Origin of the sequence: Salimicrobium salexigens, assembly GCF_900156705.1 — a bacterium.
Classification (GTDB): domain Bacteria; phylum Bacillota; class Bacilli; order Bacillales; family Halobacillaceae; genus Salimicrobium; species Salimicrobium album.
Genome location: NZ_FTOK01000007.1, coordinates 83,942 through 103,779 on the forward strand (window position 1 = coordinate 83,942; position 19,838 = coordinate 103,779).

Annotated in this window: 22 protein-coding genes; 5 read left to right on the forward strand and 17 right to left on the reverse strand. The window is 49.0% G+C overall.

What is annotated here, in order from left to right:
• Positions 1–30: 30 nt before the first annotated feature.
• The 6 genes from BW931_RS09830 to BW931_RS09855 all read right to left on the reverse strand — a co-directional run bounded on the left by BW931_RS09830 (position 31) and on the right by BW931_RS09855 (position 4,254).
• The gene (locus tag BW931_RS09830) at positions 31–627 is read right to left on the reverse strand and encodes a flavin reductase family protein (RefSeq protein ID WP_076571951.1); all 597 of its coding nucleotides are present in this window, start codon (positions 625–627) and stop codon (positions 31–33) included.
• 144 nt (positions 628–771) lie between these two features.
• The gene (locus BW931_RS09835) at positions 772–1,596 is read right to left on the reverse strand and encodes an aldo/keto reductase (RefSeq protein WP_076571953.1); all 825 of its coding nucleotides are present in this window, start codon (positions 1,594–1,596) and stop codon (positions 772–774) included.
• A 56-nt stretch (positions 1,597–1,652) separates the two neighbouring features.
• The gene (locus BW931_RS09840; protein ID WP_076571955.1) at positions 1,653–2,492 is read right to left on the reverse strand and encodes an SAM hydrolase/SAM-dependent halogenase family protein; all 840 of its coding nucleotides are present in this window, start codon (positions 2,490–2,492) and stop codon (positions 1,653–1,655) included.
• Between the two features lie 208 nt (positions 2,493–2,700).
• Positions 2,701–3,186, reverse strand: coding sequence for a DUF1189 family protein (locus BW931_RS09845; RefSeq protein WP_234972619.1), 486 nt, complete (start codon positions 3,184–3,186; stop codon positions 2,701–2,703).
• 2 nt (positions 3,187–3,188) lie between these two features.
• Positions 3,189–3,479, reverse strand: a complete 291-nt coding sequence (locus BW931_RS09850; protein ID WP_076571960.1) for a YuzB family protein — start codon at positions 3,477–3,479, stop codon at positions 3,189–3,191.
• Entirely contained in the window at positions 3,442–4,254 is an 813-nt protein-coding gene (locus BW931_RS09855) for a riboflavin kinase (protein ID WP_076571962.1), read from the reverse strand. Before BW931_RS09855 ends, BW931_RS09850 begins: the two co-directional genes overlap by 38 nt.
• Positions 4,255–4,564: 310 nt before the next feature.
• On the opposite strand from BW931_RS09855, the gene BW931_RS09860 reads away from it, so the two are divergent.
• Positions 4,565–5,227: a type 1 glutamine amidotransferase domain-containing protein gene (locus tag BW931_RS09860; protein ID WP_076571964.1), complete on the forward strand. Its 663-nt coding sequence runs from the start codon at positions 4,565–4,567 to the stop codon at positions 5,225–5,227.
• A gap of 56 nt (positions 5,228–5,283) precedes the next feature.
• On the opposite strand, the gene BW931_RS09865 is transcribed toward BW931_RS09860, so the two are convergent.
• From BW931_RS09865 to BW931_RS09875, 3 genes are all read right to left on the reverse strand, one after another.
• Positions 5,284–6,402 (reverse strand): NAD(P)/FAD-dependent oxidoreductase, encoded by a 1,119-nt coding sequence (locus BW931_RS09865; RefSeq protein WP_076571966.1) that lies wholly within the window; start codon positions 6,400–6,402, stop codon positions 5,284–5,286.
• 62 nt (positions 6,403–6,464) lie between these two features.
• Complete coding sequence (locus BW931_RS09870; RefSeq protein WP_076571968.1) at positions 6,465–6,644, reverse strand: hypothetical protein; 180 nt, start codon at positions 6,642–6,644, stop codon at positions 6,465–6,467.
• Positions 6,645–6,704: 60 nt separating this feature from the next.
• On the reverse strand, positions 6,705–7,118 hold the full coding sequence (locus BW931_RS09875; RefSeq protein ID WP_008591171.1) for an RDD family protein: 414 nt from the start codon (positions 7,116–7,118) through the stop codon (positions 6,705–6,707).
• Positions 7,119–7,204: 86 nt separating this feature from the next.
• Between BW931_RS09875 and BW931_RS09880 the strand changes: the two genes are divergently transcribed.
• The gene (locus BW931_RS09880; RefSeq protein ID WP_076571971.1) at positions 7,205–7,723 is read left to right on the forward strand and encodes a YiiX/YebB-like N1pC/P60 family cysteine hydrolase; all 519 of its coding nucleotides are present in this window, start codon (positions 7,205–7,207) and stop codon (positions 7,721–7,723) included.
• Between the two features lie 46 nt (positions 7,724–7,769).
• Here the strand turns inward: BW931_RS09880 and BW931_RS09885 are convergent, their stop codons facing one another.
• The 4 genes from BW931_RS09885 to trxB all read right to left on the reverse strand — a co-directional run bounded on the left by BW931_RS09885 (position 7,770) and on the right by trxB (position 13,389).
• Positions 7,770–8,693: an MBL fold metallo-hydrolase gene (locus BW931_RS09885; protein WP_076571973.1), complete on the reverse strand. Its 924-nt coding sequence runs from the start codon at positions 8,691–8,693 to the stop codon at positions 7,770–7,772.
• 133 nt (positions 8,694–8,826) lie between these two features.
• The gene (cydC, locus tag BW931_RS09890) at positions 8,827–10,536 is read right to left on the reverse strand and encodes a thiol reductant ABC exporter subunit CydC (RefSeq protein ID WP_008591166.1); all 1,710 of its coding nucleotides are present in this window, start codon (positions 10,534–10,536) and stop codon (positions 8,827–8,829) included.
• Entirely contained in the window at positions 10,533–12,263 is a 1,731-nt protein-coding gene (gene cydD / locus BW931_RS09895; RefSeq protein ID WP_076571976.1) for a thiol reductant ABC exporter subunit CydD, read from the reverse strand. The genes cydC and cydD overlap by 4 nt, the downstream gene beginning before the upstream one ends.
• Before the next feature lie 172 nt (positions 12,264–12,435).
• Positions 12,436–13,389: a thioredoxin-disulfide reductase gene (gene trxB, locus BW931_RS09900; RefSeq protein ID WP_008591162.1), complete on the reverse strand. Its 954-nt coding sequence runs from the start codon at positions 13,387–13,389 to the stop codon at positions 12,436–12,438.
• A 143-nt stretch (positions 13,390–13,532) separates the two neighbouring features.
• On the opposite strand from trxB, the gene BW931_RS09905 reads away from it, so the two are divergent.
• The 3 genes from BW931_RS09905 (at position 13,533) to BW931_RS09915 (ending at position 17,070) form a co-directional block, all read left to right on the forward strand.
• Positions 13,533–14,741, forward strand: coding sequence for a Bcr/CflA family efflux MFS transporter (locus tag BW931_RS09905; RefSeq protein WP_076571979.1), 1,209 nt, complete (start codon positions 13,533–13,535; stop codon positions 14,739–14,741).
• 62 nt (positions 14,742–14,803) lie between these two features.
• Positions 14,804–15,658 (forward strand): dimethylarginine dimethylaminohydrolase family protein, encoded by an 855-nt coding sequence (locus BW931_RS09910; protein WP_076571981.1) that lies wholly within the window; start codon positions 14,804–14,806, stop codon positions 15,656–15,658.
• Positions 15,659–15,846: 188 nt separating this feature from the next.
• A complete protein-coding gene (locus tag BW931_RS09915; RefSeq protein ID WP_076571984.1) occupies positions 15,847–17,070 on the forward strand; it encodes a carboxylate--amine ligase in 1,224 nt (407 codons plus the stop codon).
• Positions 17,071–17,424: 354 nt separating this feature from the next.
• Here BW931_RS09915 and arsC read toward each other — a convergent pair whose 3' ends face one another.
• The 4 genes from arsC to copZ form a co-directional block, all read right to left on the reverse strand.
• The gene (gene arsC, locus BW931_RS09920; RefSeq protein ID WP_076571987.1) at positions 17,425–17,844 is read right to left on the reverse strand and encodes an arsenate reductase (thioredoxin); all 420 of its coding nucleotides are present in this window, start codon (positions 17,842–17,844) and stop codon (positions 17,425–17,427) included.
• Positions 17,845–17,859: 15 nt separating this feature from the next.
• A complete protein-coding gene (locus tag BW931_RS09925) occupies positions 17,860–19,152 on the reverse strand; it encodes an arsenic transporter (protein WP_076571989.1) in 1,293 nt (430 codons plus the stop codon).
• An 18-nt stretch (positions 19,153–19,170) separates the two neighbouring features.
• Positions 19,171–19,515, reverse strand: a complete 345-nt coding sequence (locus BW931_RS09930; RefSeq protein WP_076571991.1) for an ArsR/SmtB family transcription factor — start codon at positions 19,513–19,515, stop codon at positions 19,171–19,173.
• Positions 19,516–19,625: 110 nt separating this feature from the next.
• The gene (gene copZ / locus BW931_RS09935; protein ID WP_008591150.1) at positions 19,626–19,829 is read right to left on the reverse strand and encodes a copper chaperone CopZ; all 204 of its coding nucleotides are present in this window, start codon (positions 19,827–19,829) and stop codon (positions 19,626–19,628) included.
• Positions 19,830–19,838 lie beyond the last annotated feature (9 nt).

Here is a 19,838-nt window from a genome sequence, read left to right on the forward strand (position 1 = left end):
TCTCCTCCTGTCCTGTTCTTTCTATATATTTTATTCCGGAAGCTGATCGGTTGGCAACGGAAAAAAGTCCCGTACGAAAGTGTAATCCCCAGCCATGCGGCCGATAGCCTGAAGCTTATGAGGATCCACTTTATCCTTCTCCATATAAATATCATCTCGTAAATGATAGCCGATGACTTCTCCCAGAATCAGATTCGATGTACCTATTTCCATTACCTGCGTCAGCCTGCACTCGAAACTCACCGGAGAAGCCATGACGCGCGGCGTACGGACGTAAACACTTTCCGCTTCCGTAATACCCGCCACTTCGAATTCATCTTCTTCCGCGCTGTAATACCTGCTCGTTTCGTGCATGGCGTTCGCCAGCGATTCGGACACGATGTTCACTACAAACTCTTCCGTTTCTTTTATATTGAAGGCCGTATCTTTCTCCCTTTCCCGTTCGCCGACGGAGATGGCAAGCGTCAGCGGGTCCATCGAAGCTACCGTAAAAAAGCTGAAGGGGGCAAGGTTTTTTCTTCCGTTTCCATCCATGGAGGAAACCCAGGCGATCGGCCTCGGAACGATAGCCCCTTTCACAAGCTTCCCCATATCGTGATCATTGAATTCATTCTTATGTAAAATCATGAAAACACCTTCCTTCCGTCACCCGGACTCCATTCCGGTTCTGCTTATTCAAGTATATCAGATTTTCGGACCGCGTTATTTCGTCATATAATTTTTTCCATAAAAACACGCGGGCCGTCTCGCCCGCGTTGTCCACCTCGTACATTATTTTACATTCATATCGGCAGGACGCGGTCCGAGTCTCGTACCGCTGTCCAGACTGTCCAGTTTCTCCATCTCGTCCTGCGTCAGTTCGAAATCGAACACGTCAAAGTTCTCTTCGATACGGGAAGGGGTCACCGATTTCGGGATAACTACCCGGTTGTTCTGCAAATGCCAGCGCAGAATAACCTGAGCTCCTGTTTTATCATGATTTTTAGCTATCTCCTGCACATAATGATTCTCAAGCACTTCTCCGCCCTGCATAATAGGACTCCAGGCTTCCATTTGAATACCGTGTTCCTCACAGAAGTCTTTAATATCTTTTTGTGCAAGGTAAGGATGGCATTCCACCTGGTTCACCGCAGGTTTCACGTCACATTCATCAAGAAGACGCTGCATATGACTTATATCAAAGTTGCACACACCTATCGCCCGGGCCTTCCCTTCCTTCTGAAGCTTCTCCATCGCTTTATAGGTTTCCACGTAGTCGTCATACTCCGGAGTCGGCCAGTGAATGAGATAAAGATCCACGTAGTCGGTGCCCAGTTTAATAAGACTCTCTTCAAAAGCCTCAAGCGTTTTTTCGTATCCGTGATTACTGTTCCAGACTTTGGTCGTAATGAACAATTCTTCTCTCGGGATATCGCTTTTGGCAATCGCTTCTCCTACCTGACCTTCGTTCCCGTAAATGGCTGCCGTGTCAATGGAGCGGTAGCCGGTCTGAAGTGCTTTCGTTACTGCCGGTTCCGCATCTTTCGTTTCTACCTGCCAGAGTCCGAATCCAAGCTGCGGCATCGACACATCGTTATGTAGCTGTACGTAATTCATGTAAAATCTCCCCTCTCTCTTTGTTTCACTATACCCATTTTACTACACCTTTCAACCTACAACTTCCTGAAAAGAATATGCCAGTCCGGCCCCGTGCCCACATCGTAGGCTTTTGCGAAAGAACCCTGATTGATCGCTACAGCAAGACGGTCAAGGGAATTGATGTATACGAGAGGCTCTCCTTTATGCGTATCCGCAAATGAATGACCGAACGTCATCAGCTGGTGAAAATGCTGCCGTCGCCCGTGTTCGATCGTAACTTCCACGGAATCCCCGTGAGTAATACCCAGTTGATGAAACGCTTCGCGCGGCACATTCGTCCACAGATTCCCAAACTGGATATCAAGAATATCCACCGTACCTTCAATCTTTTCTCCGTCGACCTCCGGATAATGAAGAGGGAGAGAAATAAAGGAATCTGCAGGTAACAGCGGACCCACATCTTCGTAAGTAATCGTACCTGAGGAAAGCCGCGCACCTGTGTAGGCGTAAATGTCTCTTCCATGAAACGTGTAGCTCTCCCCGGAATTCGGCAGACGATTTGTCTGCTCATCAATCTCCCGCAGCTCCACGATCGTTTCCGCCTCATGAATATGGGTGAGTGTCCCATTGTCCGGAGTCACTATGTAATGGCCGCCTGCGGTTTTTGCTACGACGCTTTTACGCTTAGAACCGACGCCCGGATCAACGACGGATACGAACACGGTCCCCTTTTTCCAGTATCCTGCTGTCTGCCACAACCGGTACGATGCCTCCCATATGTGAAAAGCCGGAATCTCGTGCGTCAGCGTAAATAGCTGCAGCTGTTCATCAACGGAATGGGCCACTCCGTACATAGCACTGACAGCACCGTCACTTATGCCGAAATCAGACTGGAATACCAGTGCACTCTTCATCGCTATCCCTCCTCTTTGTAATGTTCCATTATCTTACCTTATCCTCGCTCTGAACCCAAGTAAAAATTAGGTGACGGGAGCTGTTTAGTGACCTTTACCTCCGGTTTTTCTTCCTGAAGGTCACGATTATCAAGGAATCGTGACCTCCGGAAGGGAAAATGCCGGCTCAAAGTCACGCAAAAGGATTCACACAACAAAAAAAGAAGCGTCAGGGACGCTTCGGATACACCGTTATCATTTTATAAAGCAAATAGCTGATCGGAGTGATGAATACAAGCACTGTTACGTAGTCCGGGAGCCCAATATAAGTCGATAACGTAGAAAAAACGAGCGGAAGTGTCAGGGCATACGCTGTCATCTTCCAAACCTGCTGATACCGCAGCTTTCTTTTCAATATTTTGGAAAGGAGAAGTCCTCCCCCGGCGATGATGGTTACACCGGCTACAATTAGAAAAATGATCAGCAGCGGGTAAAAAACGAGAGCCTGCGCCATATAGAGACCTCTCGCCACTTCCGTCAGTTCTCTTTCGAACGTCGTGATAGCACTGTAGATGTTAGGGAGAAAAAGTACGAGAAGCAGCACGAACAGATAGCCGATCGTGCTGGTGATCCCTTTTCTATTCAGTTGAAAGAGCGCCTCTTTTTTCGGAAGGCGCAAGCTGAGTTTCAGTGACTCCATCTGGTCCACGTCCATTTCTATTCTGTGAAAGCTACAAGTTCTTCATCTATCTGTTTACGGATCTTGTCCATCGCCTGTTCTGCCGAATGGCCGAAGACCCGTTTGTTGTTCACAAGAGCGTAAGGTTTAATGGCACAAAGGCCGCAATAGGACAGGCAGTCGCTGATCAGCACGTCCACTGCCGGATACTCCTCTTCCAGAATCCCTTCTGCGTCTATCGTGCTCAGTAAGTTGCTGTCGCATATTTCTACAAGTACTACCCCATGGGAGTCAGTCTCCTTTTCTTTGTTGTAATCCCAAAACTTCACGTGCGTCGATTTCGTCCTGCTTCATCTGTTCCACCAGCGCATCGAGACCGTCAAAATCAACTTCTCCCCGCATGTGCCTTAAGAAAGAAAGCGTGATGTCTCTATCGTAAATATCTTCCTGAAAGTCCAGAATATATGCTTCCACTTTATAGGTCGTACCTTTCACCGTCGGACGGTATCCGGCACTGATCAGTACATAATAACTCCTCGGTGTCTCTTCGTGTATGAGAAGAGAACCGATGTAAACGCCCGGTGCGGGGTTCACGTATTCGTCCGCCCCGCCGAGATTTATTGTAGGGAAACCGAGCTCACGACCAAGAGCCTGTCCTCTTGTGACCGTCGCCTTCATGGCATAGGGGCGACCTAACTTGGCTGTGGCGGCTTCCACTTTTCCTTCTTCAATCAGCGTCCTGATCTCCGGAGCCGATACATGTTGAATGGAAAAGACTTCAGCATCACGGACAGCTGAATTTTCTTCTTCTATTATAACATGCAAGGGCGCAAGTGTTTCCACACCCTGCCTGATATTTTCTTCATCCGACTTTTTATAATAAAAGTCTATGCCGAAAGACTCCAGCAGTTCTTTTTTATGATGAAAAGGGGTAAGCAGCCGTTCTTTTTTTACGGAAGTATCAAGTACCGCTATCTGATGCCCCCGCTTACGGGCCTGGCGCAATAAATTGTAATGACCGAGATGCATTCCGTCGAAATCGGCAATTACGAGCGTCAGCGGACCCTCCGTTTTCTGAACTTGTGACCAGTCGTTTATCTTCATGAAAACCGTCCCCTTCTTCAAGTGTTACACACAAATTAATTTAATCAGCCTTTCCCTGACTATGCAAGCCACATGCACATAGAAAAGCGGAAACTTCCGGGTAGAAGCGCTGGCATAAGCAGGAGGCTTACTTTTCGGTCGTCTTTACCCGAAAATAAGGATACTGCTTAGGACACGGACTTCTGGGTGGTGCAGCTGGACAAAAGAAAAGCGGAACCGCCCGTTCATTCAGGGTTGTTTAACATTTACGGTAACTTGGGTATACACAGGTTGTGAGCAACAAACCAGAAAACAAGGAGTGTTTACAGATATGAGTAAGAAAGTACTAATGATTGTAACGAACCATGATAAAATCAATGAAGACACACCGACAGGAATCTGGCTTTCAGAATTCGCCGAAGCCTATAATGAATTCAAACAGCACGGCTTCGATGTAACGGTAGCCAGCCCAAGCGGCGGTCAGTCTCCGGTAGACCCGAACAGTGTAAGCGATGACGAGCCTCAGGAAAATCTGGATGCTAAACCGATGCTCGAAAACACAACGCCTATCAGCAGTCTGAACGCAGAAGACTTCGATGCGGTTTTCCTACCAGGCGGTCACGGCACTATGTTCGACTTCCCGGATAACGAAAAACTTCAGAGTATGCTGAGAGAAACGTACGAATCCAAGAAACCGCTGGCTGCCGTATGCCACGGGCCTGCTGCTCTCGTGAACGTAAAACTTTCGGACGGACAGTATATCGTACAGGGCAAAAGCGTCAATGCGTTCACGGACGCGGAAGAAGCGGACACTACGCTTGATCAGCACATGCCTTTCCTTCTTGAAAGCAAACTGCGGGAACGTGGTGCACATTTCCTTTCCGCACCGAACTGGTCCGAGCATGTAGAAACAGACGGAAATCTGATCACCGGTCAGAACCCTCAGTCTACAGTAGCAGTAGCGAAAGAGTTCGTACGCACGCTGCAAAAATAAAACGCGTCTCCTCGAACAAAAGCGCGATTTCCTCAATTGGGGAAATCGCGCTTTTTCTATTCCATAATCTGTTCAACTGTGTAATCCGACGGATCCAGCTCCGTTTCCTCACCGATGACAAGACGGGCAAGCTCCGCCCCGATGTACGGGCCTGCCGTGAGACCCGAGGCACCGAGACCGTTAGCGATATACAGACCTTCCACACCCGGCGCTTTCCCGTATACGGGCATCGATCCGGGAGTGTAGGGCCGAAAGCCGATTTTTGCAGCATGGAATTCCATATTCTCAAGGCCCGGCGCCACCTCGATCATTTTACTGATGATTTCCTGAAGCAAAGAAGCACGGACACCGTGATCGAACCCTTCGTCCGAGGACTGGGTGGCTCCGCTGACGATTCTCCCGTCTTCAAAGGTGAGCATATATTTATTGCCCGGCGGAAGCAATACAGGCCAGTTTCCCGTATCCGCTCCCGGCATATCAAGATGAGCGATCAGAGCTTTCTGGGGCCCGGCTTCCACATGAAGTCCGAGCGGGGAAAGCAGTTCCTTCGCCCACGCGCCGTTAGCCGCAATCACCTGGTCCGCTTCGTAATGAGTGCCGTCCACCATAGCACCACAGACCCGGTTTTCTTTATGCAGAAGTTCTGCCGATCCCTCTACAAACGTAACGCCGAGTTTCTTCCCGGCACGAATTAACGCATCCCGGACTTCCCGTCCGTTCACCCGGGCCGCCCCGCTCACATGGACACCGGCGTAAGCTTCGTCCAGAGGCGGGAAATATTCTTTCGGTTTACCGTGGTCAAGATATGTGACTTCCCCCATTTCCGGGGTATATTCCTTTTTGGCTAAGGCCCGTTCGTACATATCCCGGGCCTTCTCTTCTTTCTGGTGCATTTTTATGGCACCGACCTGCTTGTAGCCTGTATTCGTCTCTCCCATATCCTCAAGTTCACGGACTAGTTCCGGATAGTAACGTGCTCCTCCCGAGGCTAAACGATACCAGCGTTTATTCCTTCTTAAGGAAAGCCAGGGACAGATGATCCCGGCCGCCACCGCAGTAGCCTGCCCGTCATCGTTACGATCGATCACCGTCACCTCTTTTCCGGCTTTCCGTAAGTGATAGGCAGCGGAAGCACCAAGGATGCCTGCACCGATCACAATATAGCGCTCTGTCATAACGTCACACCTTCTTTTTAAATTTACACATAACGACATTGTACAGAAAGAAGGAGGCAACCTCAATCAGAGGGATGTCGGAGCCGGGCACGTTTTTGTACGAAGTAATGATAGAAAGCTATCTCGGAAATAAAAACTGCGATGAAAAGCGCACCGACTAAGGGAAGCGGGCTGTCAATGATAATAAACAGAACCAGAAAGAAAACAAATGCCGTTATACCTGTCACCACGGGCACTTTCATAATGTTAACCTCCCTTTAACGAGCATGTATTACTAATAAAATACCACGACAGGGAGGAAGTTAACCCTCTCCGTCGTGGATGACTTGTGTACCGGCTATCAAATCGTGTATCGCTCGTTTATCCTCGCGCAAACCTACCATAAAGGCACTGACGATCACACCGATACCAATGGTGAGAACGTAGACGATTCCCCCCACTACGATACGCAGCAGCATGTTTCCGATGGTTACGTCCTCCCCGCTCACTTTTACGATACGGACACCCATCAGCTTCTTCCCTATGACATACCCCCGCCAGAAAACCGGAAGCAGCAAAGAGTAAAGAAATGATAGCGCATCGAGCGCAGATGCTTCACCCGCTCTGGTGATGTCCCCGTAAACGATGAACGCAAGGAGCGCCAGAATTACTCCGATGATGAGCGAGTCAAGAATATTCGCTCCCAAACGGACCCAGAAGCCTGCCGGCTGTTGCATATGTAATCCTTCCTTTCTGATTGTCTTTTCTTTCCTTCTCCTATACGATAGACGAAACAAAACGTTTCAAAAGGAGCCAGGTTCTCATGAAAAAAATCACAGCCGCCCTCATAACTTTCTTAAGCGTACTTCTCTTTCTTAAACCGCGAAAAGCTGCAGCCCCGACCCCACGCCCCGAACTGAAACCGGGAGATCTTCTGTTTTCACCTATCGGAGAGAAAGATTCTTTCTATATCGGTCACGTCGGAATCGTCACAGAAGACGATAGCGTCATCCACTCCATTCCAAAAGGGCTTAAAAAAGACGATGCAGACCGTTTTTTCCGCAAGTTCGCACGACTCTACCTGTACCGCGCCAGGGATGAAGAAGCCGGGGCACGGGCGGCCGCTTTCGCCAAGCGCATTTTTGAATCGAACCCCCGGGCACCCTACCGGTTCTTCACCGATCTGAAAAATACTGGTGGTAAACAGTACTGCACCAAACTGGTGTGGCAGGCGTATTACTACGGAGCAGGGATAAAATTAAAAAACTTTCCCCTCTTTGCAAGAGCCCTTCATCCGGAACTCATCAAAGATTCGCGGCATCTATATAAAGTCAGAACATAGGAAAGAGCGGCCTCCCTCGTGGAACCGCTCTTTCTTATATATTTTCCTAACTTTCTTTCTGCTTATAATCATATAACCCCATGGCACATACTTTCATATCCAGGCGGAGGATCTCGTATACGTCGTGATCATCCGGCACCCCATTCTCTCTCAGGTATCCGGATACTTTTTCAAATAGGCGGCTCTCCATCGCTTCCGCAGAGTCCTCCTGTCTGAGAGTTTCCACAAATACGGAAAGCCAGTCTTTCACCTGACTCAGTGCTTCCTCGGGCTCCTCCGTCATCCCGTAGTGACCGAAATAGAGACGTGATGGTTTCATGTGACGGAAACGCTGAATCTGTGCCGTCATCTCTTCCGGATTGAACTGGTTCGGAGACGTGGAGGGCAGATAAAAAGTCATGCCTTCTACCTGATGATATCTGATCCCGGCCGTATCTCCGGTGAAAATACCGTCGGTCACGGGGTCATAGATACCGAGGTGATGTTTGGCATGTCCTGGTGTATCAAAAAATTTCAGTTCCCTCTCATCATCTATCATGAGCACGTCTTCTTCCCCTTTTTCAATCACTTTCTCCTCCGGAACGGGATGAATCGGTGCGAACAATCGGTCGAAGTCCTCACCGTAGACGGCTCTCGCTCCCTTAATAAGCCGGGACGGATCCACGAGGTGGCGCTTTCCTTTCGGATGGACGATAAGTTCTGCATTGGGACAGGAGTCAAGCAGCAGTCCCGCTCCCCCGGCGTGATCCAGATGAACGTGGGTCACAATAACATATTTGACATCCTCAAGAGAAATACCGAGCGAATCGAGGCCCTCTCTGATTTTTTCGACCGAAGGAGCCGGACCGGTTTCAACCAGAGTCACATATTTGTTGTTAAGAACGTAAGTACCGGTTCTGCCTTCAAAGCCCATATCGTATCCGTCAATCAAATACGTGTCGTGTCCTAAATTGACTGGCTGTTCATTCATAGTAATCCCTCCTCTCCCCATACTACTAAAAAATGGATTCCTTTGTAAGGGCTTTCCTGACAGATGCTCCTATCTCCCCATGCCGGTCACGTAAAAAAAACGCCTCTCTGGAGGAAAGGCGTTTTTTTCCATGTCAGCCGATAAGCGTATTTTCGAGCTGCTTCATTCTGTAGAAGTACCCTTTCCATTCCATAAGTTCCTCATAACTTCCTTTTTCTATCACCTGTCCCTGTTCAACGACGACGATGTTATCCATCTGCTCAAGCCCTTTAAGATTATGGCTGATAAGAATAACCGTATCATGAACCGCTGTTTCCCAAAAGTCCTGCATCAGTTCTCTTTCGGTAAGGACGTCCACCGAGGAAAACGGTTCGTCAAGAATCCACGTACGGGCCGGTTTCAGGTAAATCCTGGCCAGCGCAAGCCGCTGTTTCTCTCCGCCCGACAAGTTCCCTCCTTTTTCCTCTACCGGATGTTCAGGGGACAGATGCGGCAGTTTCACACGCTCAAGCACTTCCTTCATTCTACGGTCATCGGCGTCTTCATCGGCAAGAAGAAGATTATCTCTGACCGTTCCATAAAAGAAATGACTTTCCTGTAAAATGGCGTTCACTTCTTTCCACACGCTTTCCTGACTCACCCTCTGCATGTCTTTATCCTGTACTTTAATCCGTCCGGCTTCGGGCACGTCCATAGAAAGAAGGAGCTGCTGGATCGTCGACTTCCCTGACCCGCTGGCCCCGACGATGGCCGTTTTGGAGCCGGCAGGAAAAGAGATGGTCGCATCCTGAAGTACAGGAGTCAGACTTTCCGGAAAAGAGTAAGTTACATTCTCCATGGAAAAAGAAAGCGGTCCGGATGGTTCGAGGGAGACATCTCCCGAGTGCCTGCCGGTCTGTCCGGGAAGGGAGAACAGGCGCTCCGCTGCGTTTCTGTTATCTTCCAGATGCCTGGGCACGTTCGCCATAGGACCGGCATCTTCAAATACCATGAGAGAAATCATGATGAACATGGCAAGGAAAATCCCGTCCAGCTCCCCGGCTCCGATCTGCCAGACGGAAACGAGAACAACAGCCCACGTCGCTGTCAGAGAAGCCAGCAGATTCCATCCTTCTCCGCCAGCCATCTGCAGCTGCTGCCGTTCATGAGCAGCTTCGTATGTCTCCATCGATTCCCTGAGATCGGCCTCTGTTTCCTCCTGTTTCTGATATATCTTCAAATCACGGAAGCCGTACAGCCACTCTGCAAGCTTCGTGGAGAGAATGCCACGACCTTCTCTTACGGAATATTGGCTCTTCCGCTGTTTCAGTGTAGCTATGAACGGAATCACCACTCCTACGATGACCAGGCCGAGAAAGAATAGGAGAGCGAGCATCCATGAGAAAAAAGTAGTGAAAATGATAGTGCTCAAAAACACGATGAGAAGCACAATCGGGGGATAATAAACCCGCAGGAAGAAGTTCTGCAGGCTCTCCACGTCCCCGATGACCCGTGCGAGAAGATCCCCGCTCCGGTATTTCCGGAATATGTGGGGCACTTCGGGCTCAAGCATTTCAAAAAATCGGGTCCGGATATGACTTAAAATCGTGAAGGTGGCCCGGTGCGAAAACAGCCGTTCCACATACCGCCCGAGCGCTCTTGTAAAACCGAACAGTTTCACCATGGCGATAACGATAATGAGCGTATACAGAGGCGGAGCGAGAGCAGCTTTTGAAATCAGGTATCCGCTGGCGCCGAAGAGCCCCACTGTCGTCAGGCCGGCCAGCACCCCGAAGACGATGGAAAACCATATATCCTTCTTTTCTCTTGCTACAAGAGCCAATACAGTTCGCAGTTCCTTCATTGCACTTCCACTCCCTGGCTCGCCGTCGTCATCCGGCGGTATTCATCCACGGTGCCGAAAAGTTCTTCATGTGTTCCCTGACCTGCCACACGGCCGTCTTCCAGAAACAGAATTTCATCCGCTTCCCGTATAGTATGCAGGCGGTGGGCCACCGTAATCGTCGTTGCGTGCTGCGACAGTTCCGTCAGTGATTCGCTCAAAATACGTTCCGTCTCCAGGTCCAGCCCGGTTGTAGGTTCATCGAGAAGAACGATGTACGGATCTTTCAGGAATGCCCGGGCGAGCGCCAGCCGCTGTTTTTCTCCTCCGGAAAGACCTCTTCCCCCTTCTCCTAACGGGGTATTCATCCCGTCTTCCAATCGCTGCGTCAACTCGTAAAGACCTGCTTTTCTCAAGGCGGTCTCCACTTCTTCCGGAGAAGGCCGTCCACCGGCTCCGATAATAATATTTTCTTTCAATGTTCCCGAGAAGATGTAGGGATCCTGGGAAATATAGCTGACGTGATTCATCCATTCATCCTCACGATACTCATGCAGGTCCTCCTCTTCCACCTCGATCGTTCCTTCTTTCACCGGCATCAGTCCGCTGATCAGGTGTAGGAGCGTCGATTTTCCGGAACCGGTCCGTCCGGCAATTGCAAGGTTTTTCCCCGGCGTAAGGTCTACGCTGACAGGTCCGGTGTGAAACCCGTCTTCTCCGTAGCGATACGTTACGTCACGAAGCACGATATGAGGCGGATGGGATAATGGAAGCTCTTTCTCCCCCCACTGTATCTCGTCTTCCGGTTTATTGATCTCCTCAAAAACCTTCGACGCTGCTCCCATGCTTGTCCGACCTGTATGAAAAGCGAAACCGAGCTGCTTCAGATAGTTATAGAACTCGGGCGCGAGAATAAGAATGAAGAAAGCTGTGAAAAAGTTCATATTTTCAAATATGATCAGCTGCAGAGCAATTTCAAGAGCAATGAGGCCGATGCTCAGCATAGAAATGAGTTCCAACATGAGGGAAGACACGAACGCCGTTTTCAGCACTTCCATCGTCGCATCCCGGAACCTCAGACTGCTGGTTTCAATCGTCTCTTTCTGTGCTTTCGCTTTACGGAACAGTTTCAGCGTGGTCAGGCCCTGCAAAATATCGAGGAATTTTCCGGACAGTTCATTCATTCCCTCCACTTTCTCCTCTGACTTCTCTTTTGTTTTCATCCCGATGATTATATAAAAAAGCGGAATGAACGGCGAAGTGGCCAGGATGATAAAAGCGGAGTTCAAATGGATAACTGCAATCGTGACAAAAAGGAAAAGAGGTACGATCAGTGACTGGATCACCTGAGGCACGTAGCCGCTGAAATAACTGTCCGTCTCTTCCACTGCATCCATGAAAACGCTCACCCGCCGCCCGGCTTCCACCTGTCCTGATTCCCCGACGGATGCTCCCGATATTTTGTGAAGCAGCCGTTCTCTCATCATACGTTTGGCTCCAGAGGCCAGCCGGACCCCGGTGCGGGCTATCGCAGTACTGACACCCGTACGGATCCACAATACTCCGAGCAGGAGTGTCAGCGGTACGAGCACAGCCGACAGACCTCCCCCTTCTACAAAAACGCGGTCCACGATTGTAACGAACAGATACCCCTGCCCGATAATACTTACAGCCAGCAGTAGGGCAGCGAGAACAATCACCGAAACTTTTTTCCACTCTTTTTTCAACAGCAGATTCCATTCTTTCATTCCCGTTACCGCCTTTCCAACGTGAATCATTTCACAATTAATTATACGCGATACAGCAGGGAATTTAAAGAAAAGCAGTTCTTCTTCATGGACCTATAAAAAACCGGCCCGGGAACGTTCCATCATTTAAGATGTACCGCCTCCGGACCGGTTCAGTGCTCTGTTTTTTATTTTACGATAAAGTCTGACTCCAGTCGATAACTGCTTCGCCTTCCAGAAAACGTTCGGCGTCCATCGCTGCCATGCAACCTGTACCGGCAGCTGTAACCGCCTGACGATACTTCGCATCCTGCACATCACCGCAGGCGAATATACCATCTACGTTCGTATTGGTCGTTCCGGGATCCACGAGCAGATACCCTTTTTCATCCATGTCCAGTTTTCCTCTCACGAACTCCGTATTCGGATTGTGACCGATAGCTACGAATACTCCGTCCGTTTCAATGACTTCTTCTTCTCCTGTATCGTTATCCTGCACTTTGAGTCCACTTATCTTCAGACCGTCCGACTGCATTTCCACCGGTGACTTATTAAGTGCCCACGTTATTTTTTCGTTGGCTTTGGCACGGTCCTGCATGATTTTGGAAGCTCTCAGTTCGTTGCGCCGGTGGACGATCTGCACTTCCCTTGCAAACTTCGTCAAAAAGTTCGCTTCTTCCATCGCGGAATCTCCGCCCCCGACTACAACCAGTTTCTTATCGCGGAAAAAGAAGCCGTCACACGTAGCGCAGGTGCTTACGCCTTTCCCTATGTTCTCTTTCTCCCCGGGAATTCCGAGCATTTTGGCGGAGGCCCCGGTAGAGATAAGCAGGCTTCTCGTTTCAATATCCTCCATACCGTTGATTTTCAGTTTGAAAGGGCGGTCGGAAGTATCCACCTCTTCCACCCATCCTCTTTTGAATTCGGCTCCGAAACGTTCGGCCTGTTTCTTCATATCATCCATCAGCTGCGGACCCATAATACCGTCCGCAAAACCGGGGTAGTTCTCCACTTCCGTAGTCAGGGTAAGCTGCCCTCCCGGTTCCGGTCCTTCGATGACCAGCGGTTCCATATTCGCGCGGGCCAGGTAAATCGCTGCTGTAAGTCCTGCAGGTCCTGTGCCGAGTATAACTGTCTTATATGTCATAAATGACCCCTCCTATAAATCTTCCTACTCCCCCATACCCTCCTCGGTAGAAAAACATTCATTTTTTTATGGGTAAGGGTTAGCATATTGTGACACAGAGGTATAAAATGGAGGGATATAACGACAAAAGAGGTGTTCAATCCATGTTACATAATCCGACCGGAAAGGAACGTTTCGGCCTGGCCCTTCTGCTTGGAATGCTGGGGATTATGGGGCCGCTCAATATAGATATGTATTTACCGAGTTTCCCGGGAATCGCCCGGGACCTCGCGACGACCGCTTCCATGGTCCAGCTGAGCTTAACCGCCTGCCTCATCGGACTTGCGATAGGTCAAATCGTTGTCGGCCCCATCAGTGATGCTTCGGGCAGAAAAAGACCGCTCACAGTTTTCCTGTTTCTGTTCGCTATCGCATCCCTGCTCTGTGCGCTTGCTCCGAATATTTATATTCTCATCATCGCAAGATTTCTCCAGGGATTCACGGCCTCCGCAGGAGTCGTCCTGTCCCGTGCTGTCGTCCGTGACGTGTTCGACGGGAGGGAGCTGACGAAATTTTTCGCTCTTCTGATGGTCATCAATGCTACAGCACCGATGATTGCACCGATGGCCGGCGGAGCGATTTTATGGTTCCCTTTTTCTTCATGGCACACGATTTTTTACTTTCTCTCCTTACTCGGCCTGATTATCGTATTTACCGTGACGTGGAAACTGCCGGAGACGCTCCCGAAAGAAAGAAGGATCCCGAGTTCCGTCGGTGCTTCCGTAAAAACGATCGGGCGGCTGCTCGTGGATCGCTCCTTCATCGGCTACGCTCTCACAATCGGCTTCGTTCACGGAGGAAGCTTCGCCTACGTATCGGGTACACCGTTCGTTTATCAGGGGATCTACGGAGTGAGTCCCCAAGTGTTCAGTATCCTGTTCGGAATTAACGGGCTTGCCATTATTACAGGGAGCTTTCTGATCGGACGTCTCGGAGGGATCATCCACGAGCGGAAACTGCTCCAGACCGCCGTCATTACTGCTGTGGCTGCGACGTTTTTTCTCCTGATCATGACGATCACGAAAGGACCTCTGCCCACTCTCGTCATATCCATCTTCATTTATATGACTTGCATGGGGATGGTACTTACCAGTACTTTTACCCTGGCTATGGAGAAACAGGGGCACCGGGCCGGGAGTGCAAGTGCCGTACTCGGCATGCTTCCTCTCCTGTTCGGGGCTGCCGCTTCACCGCTCGCCGGACTGGATGAATCGACAGCCGTGCCTATGGGGCTCATTCTGTTTTCGACTTCCTCACTCGGCCTCGTTACTTTCTTTACGTTAGCCCGGCCTTACGCAGTCAAAAAGGTCTGAACGTTTGACAGGAAGCCCGAGGGGGAAAACAGAGGTACCTTAACTCAGGAGGAGAAGAGCTTATGGAAGAAACTGCACCCCACTCCCGTGTAAGCTGTACCAACGAATACGGCTCTTTAAAAAAAGTGATTGTCACCCCGCCCGATTATATGAAAATAACGGAACCGATCAATGAAACACAAAAACACTATAAAAATTCGAACATAAACCGGGAACGTGCCGCCGGTGAACATGCCGGTTTCCTGGATATACTGCGAAAAAACGGAGTTGAAGTCCTTGAGTTACCGGCTTTCCCGGATCTCCCCGAACAGGTTTTCACAAGAGATGTTGCTTTTGCTGTCGGAGAAAGGCTGGTCCTCGCTTCTATGGAAGAACCCGTACGTCAGGGCGAATCCGAAAGACTGAAAGAATGGCTTGATATGTACTCCATCCCTTATGAACGTTCCCCGGACGGTCACATTGAAGGAGGCGACGTTCTCACAGACGGGGACGTTATATGGGTGGGACGTGCCAAACGTACATCCAGCGACGCAGTGAAAGATTTGAAGAAGAGGTTCCCCGGCTATTCGGTCGAACCCCTGCCGCTGGAAGAAGACATACTTCACCTCGACTGTGTCCTTTCCATCCTGGATCAGGAAACTACCATCGTTTATCCTCCCGCTTTCTCAGAAGGGGGACTCCGGAAAATTAAAACCCGGTATCCGGTTACGATACCGGTCACAGAGAACGAACGGTTTTACATGGGACCTAACATCCTGTCTCTCGGAAACCGCACCGTAGTCAGCCTCCCTTTCCAGGAAAGAATGAACAACGAATTACGTTCACTCGGATTCCACGTTATCGAACATGATTTTTCGGAAATCATTAAATCAGGCGGTTCCTTCCGCTGCTGCACCCTGCCGCTGATCAGAGATTGAAAAGGCGCACCCTGCTTACCCCTGAATTCCTGCACCCAGTGTTTTCATAAAGGGGCAAAGTTGTCTAGAATGTAAATGAAAACGATGTTACAATAATTCTTGGCTTACCAACCGTTTATACAGGAGCTTCCGGACTATTATTTCAGTTCGGGCTTTTTATCTATAAAATAATGAAAAAGGAGTCCATTATGCTCAAACAACAACCATTTATCCCCGTAGTCCTCGGAGCGAATATCGGCACGTACAGTATCGTCCGCTCCTTTCACGAAGCCTATAATGTAAAGTCGATCAGTCTTTCCAAACAGACTGCAGGACCGATAGACAAGTCGTCCATTATTGTCCCTATGACAGAAAAGTCGATGGGAGAGGAAGATGTTTTGCTCGCCAAATTGAAAAAAATCGGCAGCATGTACCCTGATCAGCCGAAAATACTTATTGGAAGCAACGACTGGCATATTGAATCCATCGTTGATTTCCATGGAAAACTTGGCGATGACTGGGTTATTCCGTATGTGGACAATCAGACGCTTCAAAAAATAATCCATAAGACAAGTTTCTACGATATTTGTGAAAAAGTAGGAGTCCCTTACCCGAAATACACCTATTTGAATGATGATGCCTCTCCGGGCGACGATGTGAACTTTTCCTTCCCCGTGGTTATAAAGCCTACCGACCGGGCCCTGTATGAATCCACCGATTTCGAAGGTAAGAAGAAAGTATTCATATGCGAGAACCGGGAGGAACTTGAGGATGTCACTGCCAGACTTAAAAAAGCCGGTCTTCATAAAAGTGTCATCCTGCAGGAATATGTACCGGGTGATGATTCAGCAATGAGGATATTGACTTTGTATGTGGGTCAGGATGGCGAAACGAAGTTGGCGTCGTATGGCCAGGTGCTGCTGGAAGACCACACACCCGGTGGCAGAGGGAACCCTTTGGCTATAAGAACGTTCAGTAACGACGAAGTAGTCGAACATGCAAAGAAAATCGTGGAACATACCGGTTTCACAGGAATTGCGAACTTTGATATTAAGTATGACCAAAGAGACGGAAAATATAAGTTTTTCGAACTGAACCCCCGTTTGGGACGAAGTAACTATTATATGACAGTTGGAGGACACAACCCTGTAGAATATTACGTAGAAGAGCATCTGCAGAAACGGGAGATCACTCCTGTGAAAGCGGAAAATGAAAAGCTTTATACGGTCGTTCCCAAGAAGCTTTTGTTGAAATACATCGCAGACAGCGAACTCAAGAAGACGATAAAGAGAATGTTTAAGGAAAATAAAGCCATAAACCCTATGTTTAACTTCAGTGTGGAAAAAAGCCCCAAACGACGCTTCTACGTATATGCTTCCACTATGAACTTTTATAAGAAATTCAAGCAGCACCCGCCTTTTGAAAAAGAATAAGTTCCCAATAAAACCAAACAGAGGCACCAGAACCGAACGACAGTTTTCGGTTCTGGTGCCTCTGTTATTCATTAAATCATGGTCATAGACGCGGGTTACGCTTTTCTTGATCCAGCTTCAGCGTCCAGAAATTCATGTCATAAGCAGCACGGATCAGTGGAAGGAAAAACCGCCTTTCACGTGACCGGTCTGCTTATGCCCTTGTTTCTAATCGGACGCTTACGCTTTTCTTGATCCAGCTGCAACTTCCAGAAGTCCGTAAGGTAAGCCGGCCCTCCTGTTTCGGGCCAGAGCACCCGAAGTCTGGAATACCTGGTTATCTTAGAACTTATAAGCGAATGGCTTCGCTTTTCTTTATGCTTCTTCGTCGGCGAATCGTTTTATTCTTTCTTCGATTTCGTCACGTACCCGGCGGAAGACTTCCCACTTCTCTTCTTCCGTTCCTTCTGCACGTGCCGGATCATCGAATCCCCAATGGTAGCGCACAACTTGAATAGGGGTCATCGGGCACTTGTCGTTCGCATCCCCGCACAGCGTAATTGCGTAAACGGCGCGGTTCAACACGACGTCATCGATAACTTCCGACGACTGTCCGCTGATATCTATCCCTTTTTCCTCCATCGCCTCCACAGCTTTCGGGTTCAGCCCGTGCGCTTCGATTCCTGCTGATTTCACTTCATACCTGTCACCCAGATACTTTTCACCGAAACCCTCCGCCATCTGACTGCGGCAGGAATTCCCCGTACATAAAAAGTAGATTATCGGTTTACTCATAACGCATTCTCCTTTCTAAAGTATAAATGTAAGCCATAGATACAATCCGACCAGCGTAATGAACAGGGTAGGTACAGTAAGAACAATTCCTACTTTGAAATAGTATCCCCAGGAAATACGGAACCCCTTCATCGACAGTACGTGCAACCACAGAAGCGTAGCCAGCGACCCGATAGGAGTAATTTTCGGACCGAGGTCGGAACCGATAACGTTCGCGTATATAAGAGATTCCCGAATTGCCCCCGAAGTATTCGTCTCCGCTATGGCCAAAGCATCGATCATAACGGTCGGCATATTGTTCATCACCGAGGAAAGAATCGCCGCAATGAAGCCCATCGACACCGTAGCAGAGAACATACCCTGGTTCGCCGCAGTCTGGATAACACCGGCCAGTATGTCCGTCAGTCCTGCATTACGGAGTCCGTATACGACGATATACATGCCGAGAGAGAAAAACACGATAGCCCACGGCGCTCCTTTGACCACATTCATCGTCTCGACAGCACTGCTTCTTCGGGCCATCAGCAGGAAAAAGACAGCGATGATGCCGGCAATGATGGAAACCGGAATGCCGAACGGTTCACTAATGAAATACCCGATGAGCAGGAGACCGAGGACACCCCAGGACATACGGAACATCTCATGGTCCCTAATCGCTTCTTTCGGAACTTTCAGCTGACTCAAATCATAATGCTCCGGCATATCTTTGCGGAAAAACACGTACAGTACGATTATACTCGCAATCAGCGAGAACAAATTCGGTATAACCATCCGTGACGCATACTCGACGAACCCTATGTCGAAAAAGTCCGCAGATACGATGTTCACCAGATTACTTACGATAAATGGAAGAGAAGTCGTATCGGCAATGAAGCCGCTGGCCATGATAAAGGGAAGAATCATCGCTTCTTTGAAATTCAGATTCCGCACCATCGCCAGTACAATCGGGGTAAGGATTAGCGCGGCCCCGTCGTTAGCAAAAAGAGCTGCTACCACTGCCCCGAGCAACGTTACGTAAACAAACATCAACTTTCCGTTCCCTTTGGCAATCCGGGCCATATGTAAAGCTGCCCATTCGAAAAAACCGATTTCATCCAAAATTAAAGATATAAGTATAACTGCTACGAATGCAAGCGTTGCATTCCAGACGATTCCCGTTACATCCAGCACATCACCGAAATCTACGACTCCCAGTATCAGGGCTACTATCGCCCCGGCACAGGCGGACCATCCGATACCGAGATTTTTCGGCTGCCAGATTACGAGAACCAGCGTTGCAAGAAATATCGCTGTTGCAAGTATTGCCAAAACATCGTCATCCTTTCTCTATTTACATTCAATTCTTTTTCCCTGCCTCTCAAGTTCTGCAATCTTTTCCGATTGATCCGAGACGTAACCAATGACACCCAGGACAAGATCATACGCTTCATAGTTCTCATTCAGGGAATAGAACACCCACTGTCCCCGACGGTCTTCCTTCACGAGCTTTGCATCACGCAGTTTGCGCAGATGCTGACTTACAGAGGGCTGACTCATTTCAAGCACTTCCGTGAACTCACAGACACAGCACTCCCCATTTTTCAGCATGCCTAGAATGGTAAGACGAGTTTTATCCCCAAGGAGTTTTAAAGCGGGTACCGCCTCTTCTATTTCCAATCGTGTTTTTACCATAGCTCCACCCCCACTCTATTATATAAGCATATAATTATATAAGTAAATGATTTTTTTCTTTTCATATAAAACCCCGGGCGATTTGAAGTCGCCCGGGGGTGCTCTGTCTATTATTTTACGTCATAACCCTGTTCTTCCACAGCATCTTTCATCTGCTCATCCGTAACTTTTCCTTCTTCATACGTTACGTCCACTTTTCCGGTGTCGAGGGATACCTGAACTTCCTTTACACCGTCCAGTTCAGCAAGTGCCCCTTTAACTGCAGATTCACAATGTCCGCACGTCATTCCTTCCACGTTCAATGTTTTTTCCATGATTATACC

What these genes read in the sequence shown, in the direction of transcription:
- BW931_RS09830 (WP_076571951.1), bottom strand. Translation starts at nt 627, where the DNA reads ATGATTTTACATAAGAATGAATTCAATGATCACGATATGGGGAAGCTT.
- BW931_RS09835 (WP_076571953.1), bottom strand. Translation starts at nt 1,596, where the DNA reads ATGAATTACGTACAGCTACATAACGATGTGTCGATGCCGCAGCTTGGA.
- BW931_RS09840 (WP_076571955.1), bottom strand. Translation starts at nt 2,492, where the DNA reads ATGAAGAGTGCACTGGTATTCCAGTCTGATTTCGGCATAAGTGACGGT.
- BW931_RS09845 (WP_234972619.1), bottom strand. Translation starts at nt 3,186, where the DNA reads ATGGACGTGGACCAGATGGAGTCACTGAAACTCAGCTTGCGCCTTCCG.
- BW931_RS09855 (WP_076571962.1), bottom strand. Translation starts at nt 4,254, where the DNA reads ATGAAGATAAACGACTGGTCACAAGTTCAGAAAACGGAGGGTCCGCTG.
- BW931_RS09860 (WP_076571964.1), top strand. Translation starts at nt 4,565, where the DNA reads ATGAGTAAGAAAGTACTAATGATTGTAACGAACCATGATAAAATCAAT.
- BW931_RS09865 (WP_076571966.1), bottom strand. Translation starts at nt 6,402, where the DNA reads ATGACAGAGCGCTATATTGTGATCGGTGCAGGCATCCTTGGTGCTTCC.
- BW931_RS09870 (WP_076571968.1), bottom strand. Translation starts at nt 6,644, where the DNA reads ATGAAAGTGCCCGTGGTGACAGGTATAACGGCATTTGTTTTCTTTCTG.
- BW931_RS09875 (WP_008591171.1), bottom strand. Translation starts at nt 7,118, where the DNA reads ATGCAACAGCCGGCAGGCTTCTGGGTCCGTTTGGGAGCGAATATTCTT.
- BW931_RS09880 (WP_076571971.1), top strand. Translation starts at nt 7,205, where the DNA reads ATGAAAAAAATCACAGCCGCCCTCATAACTTTCTTAAGCGTACTTCTC.
- BW931_RS09885 (WP_076571973.1), bottom strand. Translation starts at nt 8,693, where the DNA reads ATGAATGAACAGCCAGTCAATTTAGGACACGACACGTATTTGATTGAC.
- cydC (WP_008591166.1), bottom strand. Translation starts at nt 10,536, where the DNA reads ATGAAGGAACTGCGAACTGTATTGGCTCTTGTAGCAAGAGAAAAGAAG.
- cydD (WP_076571976.1), bottom strand. Translation starts at nt 12,263, where the DNA reads ATGAAAGAATGGAATCTGCTGTTGAAAAAAGAGTGGAAAAAAGTTTCG.
- trxB (WP_008591162.1), bottom strand. Translation starts at nt 13,389, where the DNA reads ATGACATATAAGACAGTTATACTCGGCACAGGACCTGCAGGACTTACA.
- BW931_RS09905 (WP_076571979.1), top strand. Translation starts at nt 13,533, where the DNA reads ATGTTACATAATCCGACCGGAAAGGAACGTTTCGGCCTGGCCCTTCTG.
- BW931_RS09910 (WP_076571981.1), top strand. Translation starts at nt 14,804, where the DNA reads ATGGAAGAAACTGCACCCCACTCCCGTGTAAGCTGTACCAACGAATAC.
- BW931_RS09915 (WP_076571984.1), top strand. Translation starts at nt 15,847, where the DNA reads ATGCTCAAACAACAACCATTTATCCCCGTAGTCCTCGGAGCGAATATC.
- arsC (WP_076571987.1), bottom strand. Translation starts at nt 17,844, where the DNA reads ATGAGTAAACCGATAATCTACTTTTTATGTACGGGGAATTCCTGCCGC.
- BW931_RS09930 (WP_076571991.1), bottom strand. Translation starts at nt 19,515, where the DNA reads ATGGTAAAAACACGATTGGAAATAGAAGAGGCGGTACCCGCTTTAAAA.
- copZ (WP_008591150.1), bottom strand. Translation starts at nt 19,829, where the DNA reads ATGGAAAAAACATTGAACGTGGAAGGAATGACGTGCGGACATTGTGAA.